This is a genomic window from Sphingobium sp. Ant17, from assembly GCF_000588875.1.
In the GTDB taxonomy this organism is placed as follows: Bacteria; Pseudomonadota; Alphaproteobacteria; order Sphingomonadales; family Sphingomonadaceae; genus Sphingobium.
In genome coordinates this window covers 96,791-112,887 of the sequence record NZ_JEMV01000006.1, presented here as the reverse complement: position 1 = coordinate 112,887, position 16,097 = coordinate 96,791, and the positions used below count along the sequence as shown (strand labels likewise).

Below are 16,097 nucleotides of genomic sequence, written 5' to 3'. Positions count from 1 at the left end.
AACCCCTCGCCGTCAGGTGTATCAGTTGGAGGCGGATCGAAACATCGTAGCGTGTGCCGTCCTTGCGCTGATGCACTGTTTCGAAATCGAGCCGTTCAGTCGCTCCCGAAATGAGGGGCTCCACTAGTTTGAGAAAATCCTCTCTACAGATTTCCGGCTTTATGTCCCAGGGTGTGCGCCCACGGAGTTCCTCCATTGAAAACCCGAGATTGTCGCGTGCGCCCCGGTTGACCAGCAAGAAGTGAAAATCGTCGGTGGCGAACAGGTAAACCTCACTGGACGCTTCCTCGACAATGCGGCCGAGTCGTTCAGTCGTAACTTCGGGGGTCCTCTTCATTCGACGGCTTTCCTGTCACAATGGATTCCGACTGTAGGTATTTTGCAAGCGTATACGCTTAAATACTAGTTGGAGAACGCTTTGCGACAAGATCAATCGTTGGCGTCACGAGCGATGCAGCTTGGTTGAGCGCTCAACGCCATCTTATTTTAGTTATTCATCACAGGAAAGTCGACATCAAATGTGCGCCCAAAAACGCATCTGGTTTTTACATCGCCGAGTGTCCATATTCCCTGCCTCTCTGTGCTTGATGCAGAATCTTTGAGTTTTGAATCATGGCAGATTATTAGAACGAAATGATCAGTCTGGAACGTTCCGCAAATGGTCGGCGACCGACGGACGGCTTCTCCCGGTTGCCGATCCGCCAATGAAAATAAACGAACGACCGGTTTCGGGAACGAGACGGGAGTAATGTAATGGCGACAAGTGGCGCTTGTCAGTCGAGCGATTGCCTCCTTCCACCGTGGTAGCTTCTCCGCTCTCCTCCTCTATGGGTGCAAGGATGACCAAGATGTGGAGCAAATCATGAGCGAGCCGTCGAACGCGTGGGATGGGGCGGTGGTGCGGCTATGGTTGGCGCGGCGGTTCGATGCGGCGCGTTTGGATCAGGCGGCGGCGGATCGGCGCGATTATGAATCGCGAGATGAGTATGACAAGGCCGCCGCCGAGGAATGGGTGTGCCGCGCCCTGCAATTGCCCGATTGCATCGAAACGCAGGCGCTGTTCGCCCAGCGGCTCAAGGAGCTGATCCGCCAGGAAGACTATCCAGCGACGGGCGTTTATGACGATATGCGGTTCGAGCGGCATGTCCGCAGCCAGCCGCGCAAGATCGCCAAGATGGCCAAGGCGAATGAGGGGTTCGACAAGAGGCTGCATTATCAGTGAGGCGGTATCCGTAGGGCGGTGGCGGTTGGCGGCATGACGAAGGTCCGTTCAGGGCTTGGTTTGCTGGCCCTGTTTGCTGCGCGCTGCGGTTGCGATTTTTCGACCCCTCCCCCTTTGAGGGGAAGGTTGGGTGGGGGTATGCCGCCGCTTGCGCAGACGCTCGGCTTTGCCTCGCTCCCCCGGCCCCTCCCCGCTGGGGAGGGGGGAATTAAGTGGGAAGCGTAAGTCCCACCCTCACACCCCCTTGCTCCGCCGCCCCCGTCCGCTATGGCGCTGGGCATGGGTCGCCTTATCCGCATCGTCAGGGGCTTGGGGGTCGCGCTGTTGTTCGCGGTGGTGGCGCTGTGCCTGGCGATCACCATCGTTCCGCCCTTCCTCGACCGCATCTATTATGACGGGCCGGTCAGCCGCCATTATGACGGCGCGCATTTCTTCAATCCCGATGGCGCGATAGAACCGCCCGCGCCGCCCGGCACCAGTCGGATGGGCTTCCTCCTACGCTGGCTGCTGGGCGATGACGATCGCCCGGAATGGCCGGTGGCGATCGCGGTCAAGCCTGCCAGACCCGCGCCCTTTGCCGCGCCCCGCGGCATGGTGGCGACCTGGGTCGGGCATGCGAGCGTGCTGGTGCAGGCGGCGGGGCTGAACATATTGACCGACCCGATCTGGTCGGACCATGCCAGCCCCCTGCCCCCCTTTGGCCCCAAGCGGGTGGCGGAACCGGGCATCCGCTTCGATGATCTGCCCAAGATCGACCTGATCGTCATCAGCCATAATCATTATGACCATCTCGACCTGCCGACATTGAAAAGGTTGTGGGCGCGGGACAAGCCCAAGATCGTCACCAGCCTTGGCAATGACGCGCTGTTGCGGGCGCATGGCATTCCCGCGACTGCGCTCGATTGGGGCCAGTCGGTCAGCGGCGCGGCGCTCAACGGGCTGGCGCCGGGCGCGGTGATCCAGTGCGGCAATTACGAACATTGCCCCGATTATCGCGTCCATGTGACCCGCAACCATCATTGGAGCAGCCGCTGGGGCAGCGACCGCAACCGGGCGCTGTGGTCGAGCTTCGTCATCGCGACGCGGGCGGGCAATATCTTCTTTGCGGGCGACACGGGCGCGGGCGACATGGGCTGGCCTATCGAGGCCGCGCGGATCGGGCCGATCCGGCTGGCGCTGATCCCGATCGGCGCGTTCCGTTTCTGGAAGGGGCAGATGCAGTCGGACGCCCATGTCGGGCCGATCCAGGCGGTGGAGATGTTCAAACGGCTGGGCGCATCGACCGCCATCCCCATCCATTGGGGGACGTTCCGCCTGTCCTACGAACAATGGGATACGCCGCCGCGCATGCTGGAACTGGCGCTGCGCTGCCAGGGGATCGCGCGCCAGCGGTTCGCGCCGCTGCGGATCGGGCAGGCGTTGCAGGTGCCAGGCGTCAGTCCGGTCGAGCGGGTCACGCCCTATTGCGACGAACGGGCGATCCGCAGGCTGGAGTAAGGCGCGGCCTTTCCATTTGCAAAAGGCGGCCGAAATGGGGAGAGCGGGGGCATGAAATCTCTTCCCCTCCCCGCCATCCTGTTCTTCCTGCCCGGCATCGCATTGGCGCAACCGGCGGCGGGCGACCCGGCCACCATCGTCGTGACCGGCGCGGGACTGGACCTGCCGCCCGGCACGCCCGCTTATGGATCAGTGGTGATCGACCGCCAGCGCTTGCAGGACAGTGCGTCGGGCCGGATCGAAAGCGTGCTGGGCGATGTCGCTGGCTTCCAGCAATTCCGCCGGTCCGACAGCCGATCGGCCAACCCGTCGGCGCAAGGGGCGACGCTGCGCGCGCTGGGCGGCAATGCGTCGAGCCGGACGCTGGTGCTGCTCGACGGCGTGCCCATGGCGGACCCGTTTTTCGGCTATATCCCCTTCAGCGCGCTGGTGCCTGATCGCCTCTCGGTGGTGCGGGTGACGCGCGGCGGCGGCATCGGCGCGTTCGGCGCGGGCGCGGTGGCGGGGACGATCGAACTGGCGAGCGCGACGCGCGACCAGTTACCGGGCTTTGCCGCCAGCGCCTTCTATGGCAGCCGCGATTCGACCGAAGTGTCAGCCAGTATCACGCCCGACGTCGGCAACGGCTATGTCTCACTATCGGGGCGGTGGGACCGGGGCGATGGGTTTCAGACCACGCCCAGGGACCAGCGCGTCGCCGCGACCGTGCCCGCCGCCTATGATGGCTGGTCCACCAATCTGCGCGCGGTCGCGCCGATCTCCGCCACGTCGGAAGTGCAATTTCGCGCGACCCTGTTCGAGGACAAGCGCACGCTGCGCTTCGCCGGGGCGGACAATAGCAGCCAGGGGCAGGACGCCAGCATCCGCTATATCGATCGCGGGCGGTGGCAGGTCGATGCGCTCGCCTATGTGCAGGTGCGCAATTTCTCCAATCTCGTCATCTCCTCCTCCACCTTCCGCCGGACATTGGACCAGCGCAACACGCCCTCGACCGGGATCGGCGGCAAGATCGAGCTGCGCCCGCCGGTGGGGGACGCGCATGTGCTGCGGGTCGCGTCGATAGCCGCTTTGCCAGCGGCGACATGTTCGAGGACGCCTATAATGCGAATAGCGCCAGCAATCCCGCGACCTTCCGCCGCCATGCCGGGGGGCAGCAATGGACGCGCGGGATCTTTGTTGAGGATGACTGGACGCCGGCCGGGCCGGACGGGCGGCTGGTACTGACCGGCGGCGTGCGCGCCGATCGCTGGTCGATCAGCGACGGTTTCTACCGGCAGGTCAGCGCAACCAGCGGCGTTGGCACGTCGAGCGATTATGCCGACCGGTCGGACTGGGAAGTGTCGGGCCGGGCGGGCGCGCTCTATCGGGCGAGCGACGCGATCGCGCTGCGCGGCGCGGCCTATAGCGGCTTCCGCCTGCCGACGCTCAACGAACTCTATCGCCCCTTCGTGGTCTTTCCGATCACGACGCAGGCCAATGATGCACTGACACCGGAAAAGCTGAAAGGCGCGGAGGTCGGCATCGACCTGACCCCGGTGCCGGGCATCAGCCTGTCGGCGACCGGCTTCATCAACCGGCTGGACGATGCGGTCGCCAATGTGACGCTGACCGCCACCACGCGCCAGCGCCGCAATATCGACCGGATCGTCGCCAAGGGCGTGGAACTGACGGCGGATGCGACGCTGGGCGCCATGCGCCTGTCGGCCTCCTATGCCTATAGCCGCAGCCGCGTCCATGCGCCTGGCGAAGCATTCGATGGCCTCACCCCAGCGCAAAGCCCGCGCCATGCCGCCAGCGCAACCATCGCCTACAGCCCGGCGCAGGGACCGACGCTGTCGACCACGCTGCGCTATGTCGCGAAACAATATGAGGATGATCTGCAAAGCGACGTCCTGCCCCACGCGATCACCGTCGATGCCATCGCCCGGCTGCCGTTGACGGGCGGCGTGACGCTGGTGGCGCGGGGCGAAAATCTGCTGGATGAGACGATCGTCACGCGCAATGCAGGCGGATCGATGGATCTGGGCACGCCGCGCACGCTCTGGATCGGCGTCAGCTTCAGCGGATAGAAGCGGATCAGAGCGGAGGAACGGCCTTATGGCGATCGCCTATCTGAACGGCACCTTCCTGCCACTGGACGAGGCCCGCATTTCGCCGCTCGATCGCGGCTTTCTCTTCGCCGATGGCGTCTATGAGGTGGCGGCGGTGATCGACGGGCGGCTGGTCGACACCGCCAGCCACCTCGCCCGGCTGGAACGGTCGGCGGACGCGCTCGGCATCCGTCTGCCCGTGACGCTGGCGCAGATCGAGGCGGTGCAGCGGGAACTGGTCGCGCGCAACGGGGTGACCGAGGGGCTGGTCTATCTCCAACTCACGCGCGGGGCGGAGGCGGGCCGCGAGTTCCTGGCCGCGCCGGATATCGAACCGACATTGTTCCTGTTCGTCGCGGACAAGCCGATACTCGACGTGCCCGCCGTCCGCACCGGCATCGCGGTGGCCACCATGATCGACCTGCGCTGGGCGCGGCGCGACATCAAGAGCGTGGGGCTGCTCGCGCAGGTCTTGGCGAAGCAGGCCGCGCGCGACGCGGGCGCGCAGGAAGCGTGGATGGTGGAGGACGGCTTCGTCACCGAAGGCGCGTCCTCTACCGCCTTCATCGTCACCGACGAAGGCATCGTCACCCGCCCCTATAGCCAGGCGGTACTGGCGGGCTGCACCGGCGCGGCGCTGACCGCCTTGGCGCAGGAAAGCGACATCGCCGTCGTGCATCGGGCTTTCACGGTGGCGGAGGCACTGGCCGCGCGGGAGGCTTTCATCGCCAGCGCCTCGACGCTGTGCCAGTCAGTGGTGCGGATCGATGGGCAGACGATCGGCGACGGCACCCCCGGCCCGGTCGCGATGCGGCTGCGGGCGCTCTACATCGCCTTCGCGCGCGCCACCGCGATCTGACACCAGTGCTGCCTGCCAAATGACTCCATAATGGAGAGATCGGGCGACGCCCCCTCTCCTCCCGCCAGATCGGCGCGAAGATGGTGGGAAAATACCCGCGCAGGGCTGGTATCCCACCCCTTTGCACCGGATTATCGTCACTATGGCGACAGATGCGGCTGATTCGATCCGTTCTTGCTTTAGTCCCAGGAACGAAGCTAGAACAGGAGCCGGAGCGACGATGGAAGATTTTTCCTACAGCATGGGCAGAGCGGATCATTTGCGGCGCGATCATCGGGCAGGCCTGCTTGTCATCGCCGACCGAATCGATGCGGCGGACCTGATGCCGGTGGCCGATGCCGCCGGGCTGCGACTGCTGGGCGTCGCGCCGCTCGCCGAAGCCTCGGCGCGGCTGGATGGCCAGTTGCAATGCGCCGTGCTGCTGCTCTTCTGCCCGGTGCCAACCCCCGCGCTCGAACCCTTGCTGGCGCAAGTGGAGGCACAGGCGATCCAGCAGGGCATGGCCGTCATCCTGGTCGCGGGATGGGACACGATCGACCTCGCCTTTGCCGCTGCCCAGGGCGCGCAGACCCAATTGCTCTGCAATCCCGACCATAGCGACCTGGCCGCTGCGCTCGTCACGGCGGGCGAGGAACGCCCCGCCCCCGGTCAGGTTCATGAACAGGACCGCGACAGCGCCCGGCTTGAGCAATTGAGCGCCGAGGTCAGCCGCCTCGCCCGCACGCTCGACGCGCTGACGCAGCGGTCGCCCTTCGCCGCGCCCTCTTTCGATCCCGGCCCGCGCATCGCCGACCGGCCGAGCGATTATATCGGCATGCCCGCGCTCGCGCCAATGGGTGCCGCCGCACCCCATGCCTATGCCCAGGTGCCGACGTTGAGCGCGACGCAGGTGCGTGACCTGCTGCGCGCCCGCCGCATCCGGGCCGACTTCCTGCCCGGCGACCTGTTCGCGGACCCGGCCTGGGACATGCTGCTCGACCTGCTCGCCGCCCGGCTGGAGCAGGAGCGCGTCTCCGTCTCCAGCCTGTGCATCGCCGCCGCCGTGCCGCCGACCACGGCGTTGCGCTGGATTCGCACCCTGACCGCCAAGGGTCTGGTCGAACGACAGGCCGATCCGCAGGATGGCCGCCGCATCTTCATCGCTCTGGCGCAGGATGCCGCCGACGCGATGATCCGCTGGTTCGGGGCCAGCCGCCGCCTGCTGGCGAGTTGACGCGCTTGTCTTGGACGGCCCGGCTTGACGGCACCGCTTTTTCGCCTAGATAGGCGGTTCTCCGCAAGGGGGCGATTAGCTCAGTTGGTAGAGCGTCTCGTTTACACCGAGAATGTCGGCGGTTCGAGCCCGTCATCGCCCACCAGTTTTTCGGTCTTTAGAGCCCGTCCGCGGAACGGGCGGCCGAAAAACTCCGAGCAGCTATGCTGCGAGGCCATCGCCAATCCAACCGCCTGCGTAACGTTCATCGTACAGCAAGCCTGGATGCGGCATCTTGTCCCCATGCCCAACCCCATCTTCCTCGGCAGCACCCTCGCGCCTGCCCTGCTGATGCTGTCGCCGCTCGCGGTGATCGCGGCGAAGGATTGCACCGACTGGCAACCTGCCGCAAAGGTCCGGAAAGGCGACACCTCGACCCCATGCAAGGCACCACCGCTTCCTTTGATGTAGCCGCATATTGCGGCGCAGCGTTTGCACTGCTAATTCCCGCAGCCATGATCCAGCCGCCAGAAATCCTCCGAGTCTCCAAAGCCCGCGTTTCCTGCGACGGGTCGGGCGACATTCCCGCCGCCCTCGGCCATCCGCGCGTCTTTCTGGAAATCGATGAACATGGCTATGTCGACTGCGGCTATTGCGATCGGCGCTTCGTGCTGATCGGCGGCGTGGCCGACACGGCGGACATTGGCGACAAGCCCGACATCGCGTCCGGCGCCAGCCTCTAACTTTTCCTTTGGGCTTGGGTGCTGCCGTCCCTATATCGGATGGTATGACTGATATTTCCGCGCACTATACCGACGCCCGTGCCTTCTCTATCGTCCCGGCCTGCTGGATCCCGATGGCGCACGTCGCCTGACCGCCGATGCGCTCAAAGGCTGCGACGATGGCGAACTCTATCTGCAATATCGCGCCAGCGAGAGTTTCGGCTTTGACGACGGACGGCTGAAAACCGCCGATTATTCGACCGATGCGGGCTTTGGCCTGCGCGGCGTGTCGGGCGAGATGACCGGCTTTGCCCATGCCAACGACATCAGCGAAGCGGCGATCCGCAAGGCGGCGCAGACGCTGGCGCTGCTCGACCCCGCCGCCGCGCCCCCGGCCCCACCGCCGCAGCACACCAATCGTCATCTCTATACCGACGCCAATCCGTTGGAGATCGTGCCCTTCGCCGAGAAGGTAACGCTGTGCGCCGCGATCGACGCTGCCGCCCGCGCGCGCGATCCACGCGTCGCGCAGGTCTCGGTCAATCTGGCGGGCAGTTGGTCGGTGGTCGAGATCGTGCGCGCCGACGGCTTTACCGCCACCGACATCCGCCCGCTCGTGCGCCTCAACGTCTCGGTCATCCTAGAAGAGAATGGCCGCCGCGAAACCGGCAGCTTCGGCATCGGCGGGCGCTATCTCTATGATCAGGTCATGGACCCGACTGTGTGGAACCGCGCGATCGACGAAGCGCTGGCGCAGGCGCGCGTCAACATGCGCTCGGTCGCCGCGCCTGCGGGCGAAATGACCGTGCTGCTTGGCCCGGGTTGGCCCGGCGTGCTGGTGCATGAAGCCATCGGCCATGGGCTGGAAGGCGATTTCAACCGCAAGGGCACCAGCGCCTTTTCCGGCCGCATCGGCGAGCGCGTCGCCGCCCCCGGCGTTACCGTCGTCGATGACGGCGCGATCGCCGACCGGCGCGGGTCGCTGTCGATCGATGACGAAGGCACGCCGACGCAGGAGAATATCCTGATCGAGGATGGCATCCTGCGCGGCTATATGCAGGACCGGCTCAATGCCCGGCTGATGGGGGTCGAACCCACCGGCAATGGTCGCCGCGAAAGCTATGCCCATGGTCCGATGCCGCGCATGACCAACACGTTCATCCGGGGCGGCAATGACGATCCCGAAGAGCTGCTGTCGCGGATGAAGACTGGCATTTTCGCCAAGAGCTTTGGCGGCGGGCAGGTCGACATCGTGTCGGGCAAGTTCGTCTTCTCCTGCACCGAGGCCTATAAGGTCGAGAATGGCACGCTGGGCGACCCGATCAAGGGCGCGACGCTGATCGGCGATGGCCCCACGGCCCTGACCAAGGTGGTCGGCATCGGCCATGACTGGGCGCTGGACGAAGGCATCGGCATGTGCGGCAAGGGCGGGCAGAGCGTGCCCGCAGGCGTCGGCCAGCCGACCCTCCTGCTGCAGGGGCTGACGGTGGGCGGCACGGCGACCTGACCGTCCTCTACGGCCTATGGCGGAACCGGATCGGCCCTTCGTCTGTATAAGCCGGTATGAACATGCTCACCGACAGCCATGATCCCGTCACCGCCGACTGGGCTGCAGCCCTGCTCGATTTCTGGTTCAACGAGGTCGGCAAAGCGGGATGGTGGGAGAAAGACCCTACTCTGGACCAGCGCTGCATCGCGCGTTTCGGCGATTTGCGGCAGGAAAAGCAGGCCTTGCCGCCAGAGGCCTTTCTCGATCGCGCCGACGAAGCGCTGGCCGCGATCCTGCTGTTCGACCAACTGCCCCGCAACATGTTCCGCGATACCGCACAGGCCTTTGCCAGCGATCCGCTGGCCCGCGACATTGCGCGCGGTGCGATCGCCCATGGCTATGATATCCAGATCGGCGGGACCGGACGGCTCTTTTTCTATATGCCGTTCATGCATGGCGAAACGCTCGCCGATCAGGAAACATCGATGACCCTGTTCGAAGGCGCGGGCAATGAACATTGGCTCGGCTTCGCGCGCGATCACCATGCGATCATCGAGCGGTTCGGCCGTTTCCCCCACCGCAACGCCGCCTTGGGCCGTGCAACCTTGCCCAACGAAGAGGCGGCGATCGAAGAAGGCGGTCAATGGTAGGCTGATGCTGCCTGTTTTTTAAGCAGGCACCATCCTCTGCTCATTTTTTCGGCGCTGTTTTTCATCGCGCCGCAGCCTAAGCCCGCATTAACGCGCCATTAGCAAATTGGCACGCCTCTTGCTGAGTATGTCCCCGCACACCAGTAACAGGGGGCGACATGAAACTTGTCATGGCTATCATTAAGCCGTTCAAGCTCGACGATGTCCGCGAGGCACTATCCTCGCTCGGCATCGCAGGCATGACGGTCAGCGAAGTGAAGGGCTTTGGTCGCCAAAAGGGGCAGACCGAAATCTATCGCGGCGCGGAATATTCCACCAACATGGTTCCCAAGATCAAGGTCGAGGTCGTTTGCGACGACGACCTGGCCCCGCGCGTCGTGGAAGCGACGCAGGCGGCGGCCAATTCGGGCGCATCGGCGATGGCAAGATCTTCGTCCTCGATGTCGGCCAGGCCGTGCGCATCCGCACCGGCGAAACCGGCGAAACCGCGCTGTAAGAAGGGGGGAATAATGACCTTTTCCAAGAAACTTTGCGGGATGGCGGGGGCAGCGGGGCTGTCGCTCTTCGCCGCCCTGCCTGCCTGGGCGCAGGAAGCCGCCGAAGCGGCGGCACCCGCCGCAGCCGTGCCCAATCCGGGCAACAATGCCTGGATGATGACGTCCACCGTCCTCGTCCTGCTCATGATCCTGCCCGGGCTTGCGCTGTTCTACGGCGGCCTGACCCGGTCGAAGAATATGCTGGCGACGATGACGCAGATCGGCGCGGCCGCCTGCCTCGCCATGCTCATCTGGGTCATGTACGGCTACGGCATGGCCTTCGGCCCAGAAGGCAATGCCTTTGTTTCGTGGGGCAAATGGTTCCTGGTCGGTGTCACCACAGACAGCACGGCCGCCACCTTCTCCGACGAAGTGATTTCCGAATATGTGTTCGTCAGCTTCCAGATGACCTTTGCCGCCATCACGGCTGCGCTGGTCCTGGGTTCGGTGGTCGAGCGCATGAAATTCTCGGCGGTCATGCTCTTCACCGCCATCTGGCTCACGATCGTCTATTTCCCGATCGCCCACATGGTATGGGCCGGCGGCGGCCTGTTGTTCGACATGGGCGCGCTGGACTTTGCCGGCGGCACCGTGGTCCACATCAATGCCGGCGTCTCCGCTTTGGTCGCCTGCCTCATCCTTGGCAAGCGGATCGGCTACCCCAAGGAGCCGATGGCCCCGCACAGCATGACGATGACGATGATCGGCACCGGCATGCTCTGGGTTGGCTGGTTCGGCTTCAACGCGGGTTCCGAACTGGAAGCCGACGGCACGGCGGCGCTCGCCATGATCAACACCTTCGTCGCCACCGCGGCAGGGGCGCTGTTCTGGATGCTCGCTGAAAAGGCCAATGGTCACAAGGCGTCGGCTCTCGGCTTCTGCTCCGGCGTGATCGCTGGCCTGGTCGCCGTGACCCCGGCTGCGGGCAATTCCGGGCCGTTCGGCGCCATCGTTCTGGGTGCCCTTGCCTCGATCATCTGCTTCTACTTCGTCTCGGTCATCAAGCCCAAGCTTGGCTATGACGACAGCCTGGACGCCTTTGGCATCCATGGCGTGGGCGGCATCGTCGGCGCCATCGGCACCGGCATCGTCTACCAGCCCTTCCTGGGTGGCCCCGGCGACGGTTCGACCGCCATGGGTGCCCAGGTGATGACGCAGATCATCGCCGTGGTCGTCTCCATCGTCTGGGCCTCGGTCGGCACCGCCATCGCCATCTTCATCGCCAAGGCCGTCACCGGTCTGCGGGTGAGCGAAGAAGTCGAGCAGCAGGGGCTCGACCTCGGCGAGCACGGCGAGCGCGCCTACAATATGTAAGATTGGCAGGGCGGGCCGCCCGACCGGGACATGGCCCGCCCGCCCCACCTTGTTCCTCCTGCGAACAACCCTTGGGCCGATGCGAAAGCATCGGCCCTCTTTTTATGTGCTTGCGGTAAAGCGCATGCCTGAAGGCAATAGATGCCGTTCCCCGGCGCAGGCCGGGTCCAGTTCAGACTATGGGACTGGAACCCAGCCTTCGCGGGAGAACATCCGAACGCGCGGCGATCAAACGGTCGGGCGCGTCCACAGATTGGCAGGCCGGGGCGTATCGGCGGGCCAGCGCTTGGCGCGACCGATCACCTGGATGCCCGCCCGCGCGACCCAGCGGAGCTTCGCCGGCTTGGTCGTGATCACCCGCGCGTCCCAGGCCTGCTCGCCCCGGCGCGCGACTTCGCGGGCGATGTCGCCATAAATGCCCGCCGCCGCCAGCACCGCCCAGGCCGCCCGTGGCGGCAGCGCGCCAGTGCCATGGCGAGCGCTGTCTTCATAGGCCGCCGCCATGTCCGCCATGCGCCGCGCCAATATGGCAAGACGCGGCCGGACCCAGGGCTTCATATGTTCGCCGGGTGGCATATCCATTTCGGCCAGCCACTCCTGCGGCAGATAGCAGCGGTCGGCGGCTTCATCCTCGCTGATGTCGCGGGCGATATTGGCGAGCTGAAACGCCAGCCCCAGGTCGCAGGCGCGGTCAAGCGTCGCCTGGTCATCGGGATCGACCCCCATCAGCACCGCCATCATGCACCCGACCGCGCCCGCGACATAATAGCAATAGCGCAGCATATCGTCCTGGCTGCGCGGTCGCCATTCGCGCGCGTCGAGCGCAAACCCCTCAATCAAATCATGGGCATAGCGGGCGGGAATGGCGCATTCGCGCATCACCACGCCAAAGCCGTCAAAGGCCGGATCGCCGGTCGGTTCGCCGCGCAGCGCGCTGTCGGTCATCACCCGGATGGTCGACAATCGCGCCTGCCCGTCCACGACACCCTGCAATGTGCCGCCATGGTCCTGCCCATCGGCGATATCATCGCACTTGCGGCACCAGGCATAGAGCAGCCAGGCGCGCTCGCGGATCTGCGGATCGAACAGCGTCGACGCCATGGCAAAGGATTTGGAGCCGCGCGCAATGCTCTGCTTGGCATGGGCGACGAGCGCCGGGCGGTCGAGAATGGGCAGGTCGGTCATGCCATCGCCATGCCCTGCCCGCCTGCCCAAGTCATCCCTTATCCCTATGCCTGCGCAACAGGATCAGAGCCGATCCGCCTTCATCGCAAAGATGGTCTCGTGCGGCTGATAGGCGGCTAAGGCATCCAGCAATTCGTCGATCCCCTCGGCATGGATCAAAATCCCGGCATGTTGCGGGCGGATAAAGCCCGCTTCCACCATCTGCCGGTTGAAGCCGATCAACTGGTCATAAAAGCCCGCGACATTGAGCAACCCGACTGGCTTTTGATGATAGCCAAGCTGCGCCCAGCTGATCGCTTCCCACAATTCGTCCATCGTGCCCACCCCGCCGGGCAGCGTGATGAAGCCATCTGACAGGTCGGTGAAGAGCTGCTTGCGCTGATGCATCGTCTGGACGACGTGCAATTGCGTGCAGCCGCGATGCGCCACTTCCGCGCCGACCAGCGCATCAGGAATCACGCCGATCACCTCCCCGCCCGCCTCCAGCGCGGCATCGGCGACCGCGCCCATCAGGCCCAGCCGCCCGCCGCCATAGACGACGCCGATGCCGCGCTCCGCCAGCGTACGGCCCACCATGCGCGCCGCGTCGATATAGGTCAGGTCGGCCGGCGTCGCCGAACCGCAATAGACCGCCAATTTCTTCATCGTCTCTAACCCAAATCTTCCAGCATCAGCGCGGCGGTTGCCTTGGCGCTGCCCACCACGCCGGGGATGCCCGCGCCGGGATGGGTGCCGGCCCCTACCAGATAGAGGTTGGGAATGACATCGTCGCGATTATGCGCGCGGAACCAGGCGCTTTGCGTCAGCAACGGCTCCAGGCTGAAAGCGCTGCCCAGATGCGCGTTGAGGTCGCGGCCGAAATCGGTCGGCGCATAATGGAATTGCGTGACGATGCGCGAGCGGATGTCGGGGATCAAGCGATGCTGGATTTCGTCCAATATGCGCTCGGCATAGGCAGGCGCAAACTGGTCCCAGTCGATCGGTAGCTTGCCCATATGCGGCACCGGGGCGAGCGCATAGAAGGTCGAATGGCCTTCGGGCGCCATCGACGGATCAGTCACGGTCGGGTGGTGCAGATAGAGCGAGAAATCCTCCGGCAGCACGCCATGATCGTAAATGTCGGTGAGCAGCCCTTCATAGCGCGGCCCGAACAGGATCATATGGTGCGGAATGCCGGGCCAGCTGCCCTTGATGCCGAAATGCAGCACGAACAGGCTGGGCGACCAGCGCTTGTTGGTCAGCTTTTGCCCCTGCTTCGCCCCACGCGGATGATGACCCAGTAGGTCGCGATAGCTGTGCATCAGGTCGGCGTTGCTGGCGACCGCATCGGCCTCCCCGCGCCAACCCGACGCGGTGTGAACCGCCGTGACCTTGTCGCCATAGGTTTCGATCCGCGTGACTTTATCGCCCAGCCGCAACGTACCGCCCAGCCGCTCGAAATGGGTGGCCATCCCCTCGACCAGCTTGTTGGTGCCGCCCTTGGCGAACCAGACGCCGCCATCCTTTTCCAGCTTGTGGATCAGCGCATAGATGGCGCTGGTCTTCATCGGATTGCCGCCAACCAGCAGCGTGTGGAAGGACAGCGCCTCGCGCAGCTTCTCATTCTTCACATAGGAAGACACGACCGAATAGACCGACCGCCACGCCTGATAGCGGGCGAGCGCCGGGGCGGCCTTGATCATCGAGGCGAAGTCGAGGAATGCGACCGCGCCGAGTTTACGATAGCCCTCTTCGAACACGCCTGCCGCATAATCGAGGAAACGGTCATAGCCCGCGACATCGCCGGGATCGAGCTTGGCGATCTCGGCGCGCAGCGACACTTCGTCATTGCTGTAATCGAAATTGGTCCCGTCACGCCAGTTGAGCCGGTAGAAGGGGCTGACCGGCATCAACGTGACGTCCTGCGCCATGTCATGGCCGGACAAACGCCACAACTCGTTCAGGCAATCGGGGTCGGTGATGACCGTCGGCCCGGCGTCGAAGGTGAAGCCGTCCTTCTGCCACATATAGGCGCGGCCGCCGGGGCGATCGCGCGCCTCGACCAGCGTGGTGTCGATGCCCGCGGATTGCAGGCGGATGGCCAGCGCCAGGCCGCCAAAGCCTGCGCCGATGATTATCGCTTTCCTGGTCATCAGGCGGGCGGATTCAACAATGTTCGCATGGCATCCCTTATGGGCACGGGGGGTCGTCCGCACAAGATGCGGACACGATCGGTCATGGTGGAACGTCCGGCGTAGAAACGCTGGATGAGGGGCGCGCGCAGGCCGTAGAAGCGCGCGAAGATACGCCAGCGCTGGTCGGGAACTGCCGCACCGAACAGCATCTTGCCAAGCAGCCGATAATAGCCGCCGCTGCGCCAATGCGCCGCCGCATGGGCGCGGGTGACGGTCGCCAGTTGATCAAGCGGCTGATCGACCAGCCAGGTGGCGAAGCGCACCGCGTCGGGCAGCGAATAGCCGGTCATCGGCTGGAACAGCCCGGCCCGCACGCCCGCGCGCGCGACCGGATCATCCTTGGGCCAATAAAGATCGAAATCGCCGCCATGGACCACGGGCAACACGCCCTGTTCGCGGTGGATCAGCGTGCCGGTCCAGCCCTTGTCGCTGGCATAAGCGGCAATGCGCGCGTCGATGGCGAGCACGTCCAGGTCGGGCGTGTCGCTGTAATAGGTATCCTCGACGAAGATGGTGCGCTCGTCCCAAGGCAGCAGATAGACGAAGCGATAGCCGTCCATCTGGTCGACCGTCGCATCCATGATCACTGGCCGGTCGATGCCGTGCGGCGCATCGAGCCGCAGGGCATGGCCCACGAATTTCTGCCAGCCACAGCGCAGCGGCGACAGGTCCGCCGCCCCGCGCGCGTCGATCACCACCCCCGCGTCGATCTCCCGCTCGTCCGTCAGGCGGACGCTGGTCGGCGTGACGGCGGCGACCGTCGCGCCCGTCATCGTCACATCGCCCAGCGTTGCGCGGACATGCGCGTCGAGCCGGGGCGAGGCGATGCTGTTATAGGGGGTATCGAGACGGCGACGATGCCCTGGAAAGCGGACCTCATGCCCCTGTGCCCAGCGATGGGTGACGAGCGGATCGACCAGCCAGCGGTCTTGCGGGGCTACGTCCCCGTCGAAGAAGGACCAGATATGGTTGCCGCCGATCTCTGCGCCGCTTTCGATCAGCCGGACACGGACATCGGGCCGCTTGGCCGCGAAGGCAAGCGCGATCAGGCTGCCCGACAGGCCGCCACCAAGGATCGCCAAATCGCAGTCCAACCGGTTCGTCATCGCTCCCTGTTAGGCGAGGGGACGTGGCAAAGCCATGGCCGAAGTGGGGGCACGCTATGGT

At 64.9% G+C, this 16,097-nt stretch carries 12 protein-coding genes, 1 tRNA gene and 3 pseudogenes; 11 read left to right on the top strand and 5 right to left on the bottom strand.

Going from position 1 to position 16,097, the window contains the following annotated elements; all coding sequences use genetic code 11:
* A partial coding sequence (locus BF95_RS04765) for a PAS domain-containing protein (protein WP_043149716.1) occupies nt 1-337 on the bottom strand: 337 nt, incomplete at its 3' end.
* Between the two features lie 525 nt (nt 338-862).
* Here BF95_RS04765 and BF95_RS04760 point away from each other — a divergent pair.
* The 11 genes and pseudogenes from BF95_RS04760 to BF95_RS04715 all read left to right on the top strand — a co-directional run bounded on the left by BF95_RS04760 (nt 863) and on the right by BF95_RS04715 (nt 11,571).
* Complete coding sequence (locus BF95_RS04760) at nt 863-1,222, top strand: hypothetical protein (protein ID WP_200866880.1); 360 nt, start codon at nt 863-865, stop codon at nt 1,220-1,222.
* 279 nt (nt 1,223-1,501) lie between these two features.
* Entirely contained in the window at nt 1,502-2,719 is a 1,218-nt protein-coding gene (locus tag BF95_RS04755) for an MBL fold metallo-hydrolase (protein WP_043149748.1), read from the top strand.
* A gap of 51 nt (nt 2,720-2,770) precedes the next feature.
* Nucleotides 2,771-4,788 (top strand): annotated as a pseudogene (locus tag BF95_RS04750) (TonB-dependent receptor).
* 28 nt (nt 4,789-4,816) lie between these two features.
* Complete coding sequence (locus tag BF95_RS04745; RefSeq protein WP_043149715.1) at nt 4,817-5,668, top strand: D-amino-acid transaminase; 852 nt, start codon at nt 4,817-4,819, stop codon at nt 5,666-5,668.
* A 220-nt stretch (nt 5,669-5,888) separates the two neighbouring features.
* Nucleotides 5,889-6,881, top strand: coding sequence for a MarR family transcriptional regulator (locus tag BF95_RS04740; RefSeq protein WP_051519847.1), 993 nt, complete (start codon nt 5,889-5,891; stop codon nt 6,879-6,881).
* A gap of 69 nt (nt 6,882-6,950) precedes the next feature.
* A tRNA-Val gene (locus tag BF95_RS04735) sits at nt 6,951-7,026 on the top strand.
* A 349-nt stretch (nt 7,027-7,375) separates the two neighbouring features.
* Nucleotides 7,376-7,603: a zinc-finger domain-containing protein gene (locus tag BF95_RS04730; protein ID WP_043149713.1), complete on the top strand. Its 228-nt coding sequence runs from the start codon at nt 7,376-7,378 to the stop codon at nt 7,601-7,603.
* Between the two features lie 44 nt (nt 7,604-7,647).
* Nucleotides 7,648-9,089, top strand: a pseudogene (gene tldD / locus BF95_RS04725) (metalloprotease TldD).
* A 56-nt stretch (nt 9,090-9,145) separates the two neighbouring features.
* On the top strand, nt 9,146-9,721 hold the full coding sequence (locus tag BF95_RS04720) for a DUF924 family protein (protein ID WP_043149712.1): 576 nt from the start codon (nt 9,146-9,148) through the stop codon (nt 9,719-9,721).
* 158 nt (nt 9,722-9,879) lie between these two features.
* A pseudogene (locus tag BF95_RS26090) lies at nt 9,880-10,217 on the top strand (P-II family nitrogen regulator).
* A gap of 13 nt (nt 10,218-10,230) precedes the next feature.
* Nucleotides 10,231-11,571, top strand: coding sequence for an ammonium transporter (locus tag BF95_RS04715; RefSeq protein WP_043149746.1), 1,341 nt, complete (start codon nt 10,231-10,233; stop codon nt 11,569-11,571).
* A gap of 228 nt (nt 11,572-11,799) precedes the next feature.
* Here the strand turns inward: BF95_RS04715 and BF95_RS04710 are convergent, their stop codons facing one another.
* From BF95_RS04710 to crtY, 4 genes are all read right to left on the bottom strand, one after another.
* Nucleotides 11,800-12,756 (bottom strand): phytoene/squalene synthase family protein, encoded by a 957-nt coding sequence (locus BF95_RS04710; protein WP_081764034.1) that lies wholly within the window; start codon nt 12,754-12,756, stop codon nt 11,800-11,802.
* 63 nt (nt 12,757-12,819) lie between these two features.
* Nucleotides 12,820-13,401, bottom strand: coding sequence for a TIGR00730 family Rossman fold protein (locus BF95_RS04705; RefSeq protein ID WP_043149710.1), 582 nt, complete (start codon nt 13,399-13,401; stop codon nt 12,820-12,822).
* Nucleotides 13,402-13,406: 5 nt separating this feature from the next.
* Nucleotides 13,407-14,888 carry a phytoene desaturase gene (locus BF95_RS04700; protein WP_043149709.1) on the bottom strand — a complete coding sequence of 494 codons (1,482 nt, stop codon included), beginning with the start codon at nt 14,886-14,888 and terminating at the stop codon, nt 13,407-13,409.
* Nucleotides 14,888-16,036 carry a lycopene beta-cyclase CrtY gene (gene crtY / locus BF95_RS04695; protein WP_043149707.1) on the bottom strand — a complete coding sequence of 383 codons (1,149 nt, stop codon included), beginning with the start codon at nt 16,034-16,036 and terminating at the stop codon, nt 14,888-14,890. Before crtY ends, BF95_RS04700 begins: the two co-directional genes overlap by 1 nt.
* Nucleotides 16,037-16,097 lie beyond the last annotated feature (61 nt).

Bases quoted from the DNA above. Each gene is read 5' to 3' on its own strand.
- BF95_RS04760 (WP_200866880.1), top strand. From the start codon at position 863: ATGAGCGAGCCGTCGAACGCGTGGGATGGGGCGGTGGTGCGGCTATGG.
- BF95_RS04755 (WP_043149748.1), top strand. From the start codon at position 1,502: ATGGGTCGCCTTATCCGCATCGTCAGGGGCTTGGGGGTCGCGCTGTTG.
- BF95_RS04745 (WP_043149715.1), top strand. From the start codon at position 4,817: ATGGCGATCGCCTATCTGAACGGCACCTTCCTGCCACTGGACGAGGCC.
- BF95_RS04740 (WP_051519847.1), top strand. From the start codon at position 5,889: ATGGAAGATTTTTCCTACAGCATGGGCAGAGCGGATCATTTGCGGCGC.
- BF95_RS04730 (WP_043149713.1), top strand. From the start codon at position 7,376: ATGATCCAGCCGCCAGAAATCCTCCGAGTCTCCAAAGCCCGCGTTTCC.
- BF95_RS04720 (WP_043149712.1), top strand. From the start codon at position 9,146: ATGAACATGCTCACCGACAGCCATGATCCCGTCACCGCCGACTGGGCT.
- BF95_RS04715 (WP_043149746.1), top strand. From the start codon at position 10,231: ATGACCTTTTCCAAGAAACTTTGCGGGATGGCGGGGGCAGCGGGGCTG.
- BF95_RS04710 (WP_081764034.1), bottom strand. From the start codon at position 12,756: ATGACCGACCTGCCCATTCTCGACCGCCCGGCGCTCGTCGCCCATGCC.
- BF95_RS04705 (WP_043149710.1), bottom strand. From the start codon at position 13,401: ATGAAGAAATTGGCGGTCTATTGCGGTTCGGCGACGCCGGCCGACCTG.
- BF95_RS04700 (WP_043149709.1), bottom strand. From the start codon at position 14,888: ATGACCAGGAAAGCGATAATCATCGGCGCAGGCTTTGGCGGCCTGGCG.
- crtY (WP_043149707.1), bottom strand. From the start codon at position 16,036: ATGACGAACCGGTTGGACTGCGATTTGGCGATCCTTGGTGGCGGCCTG.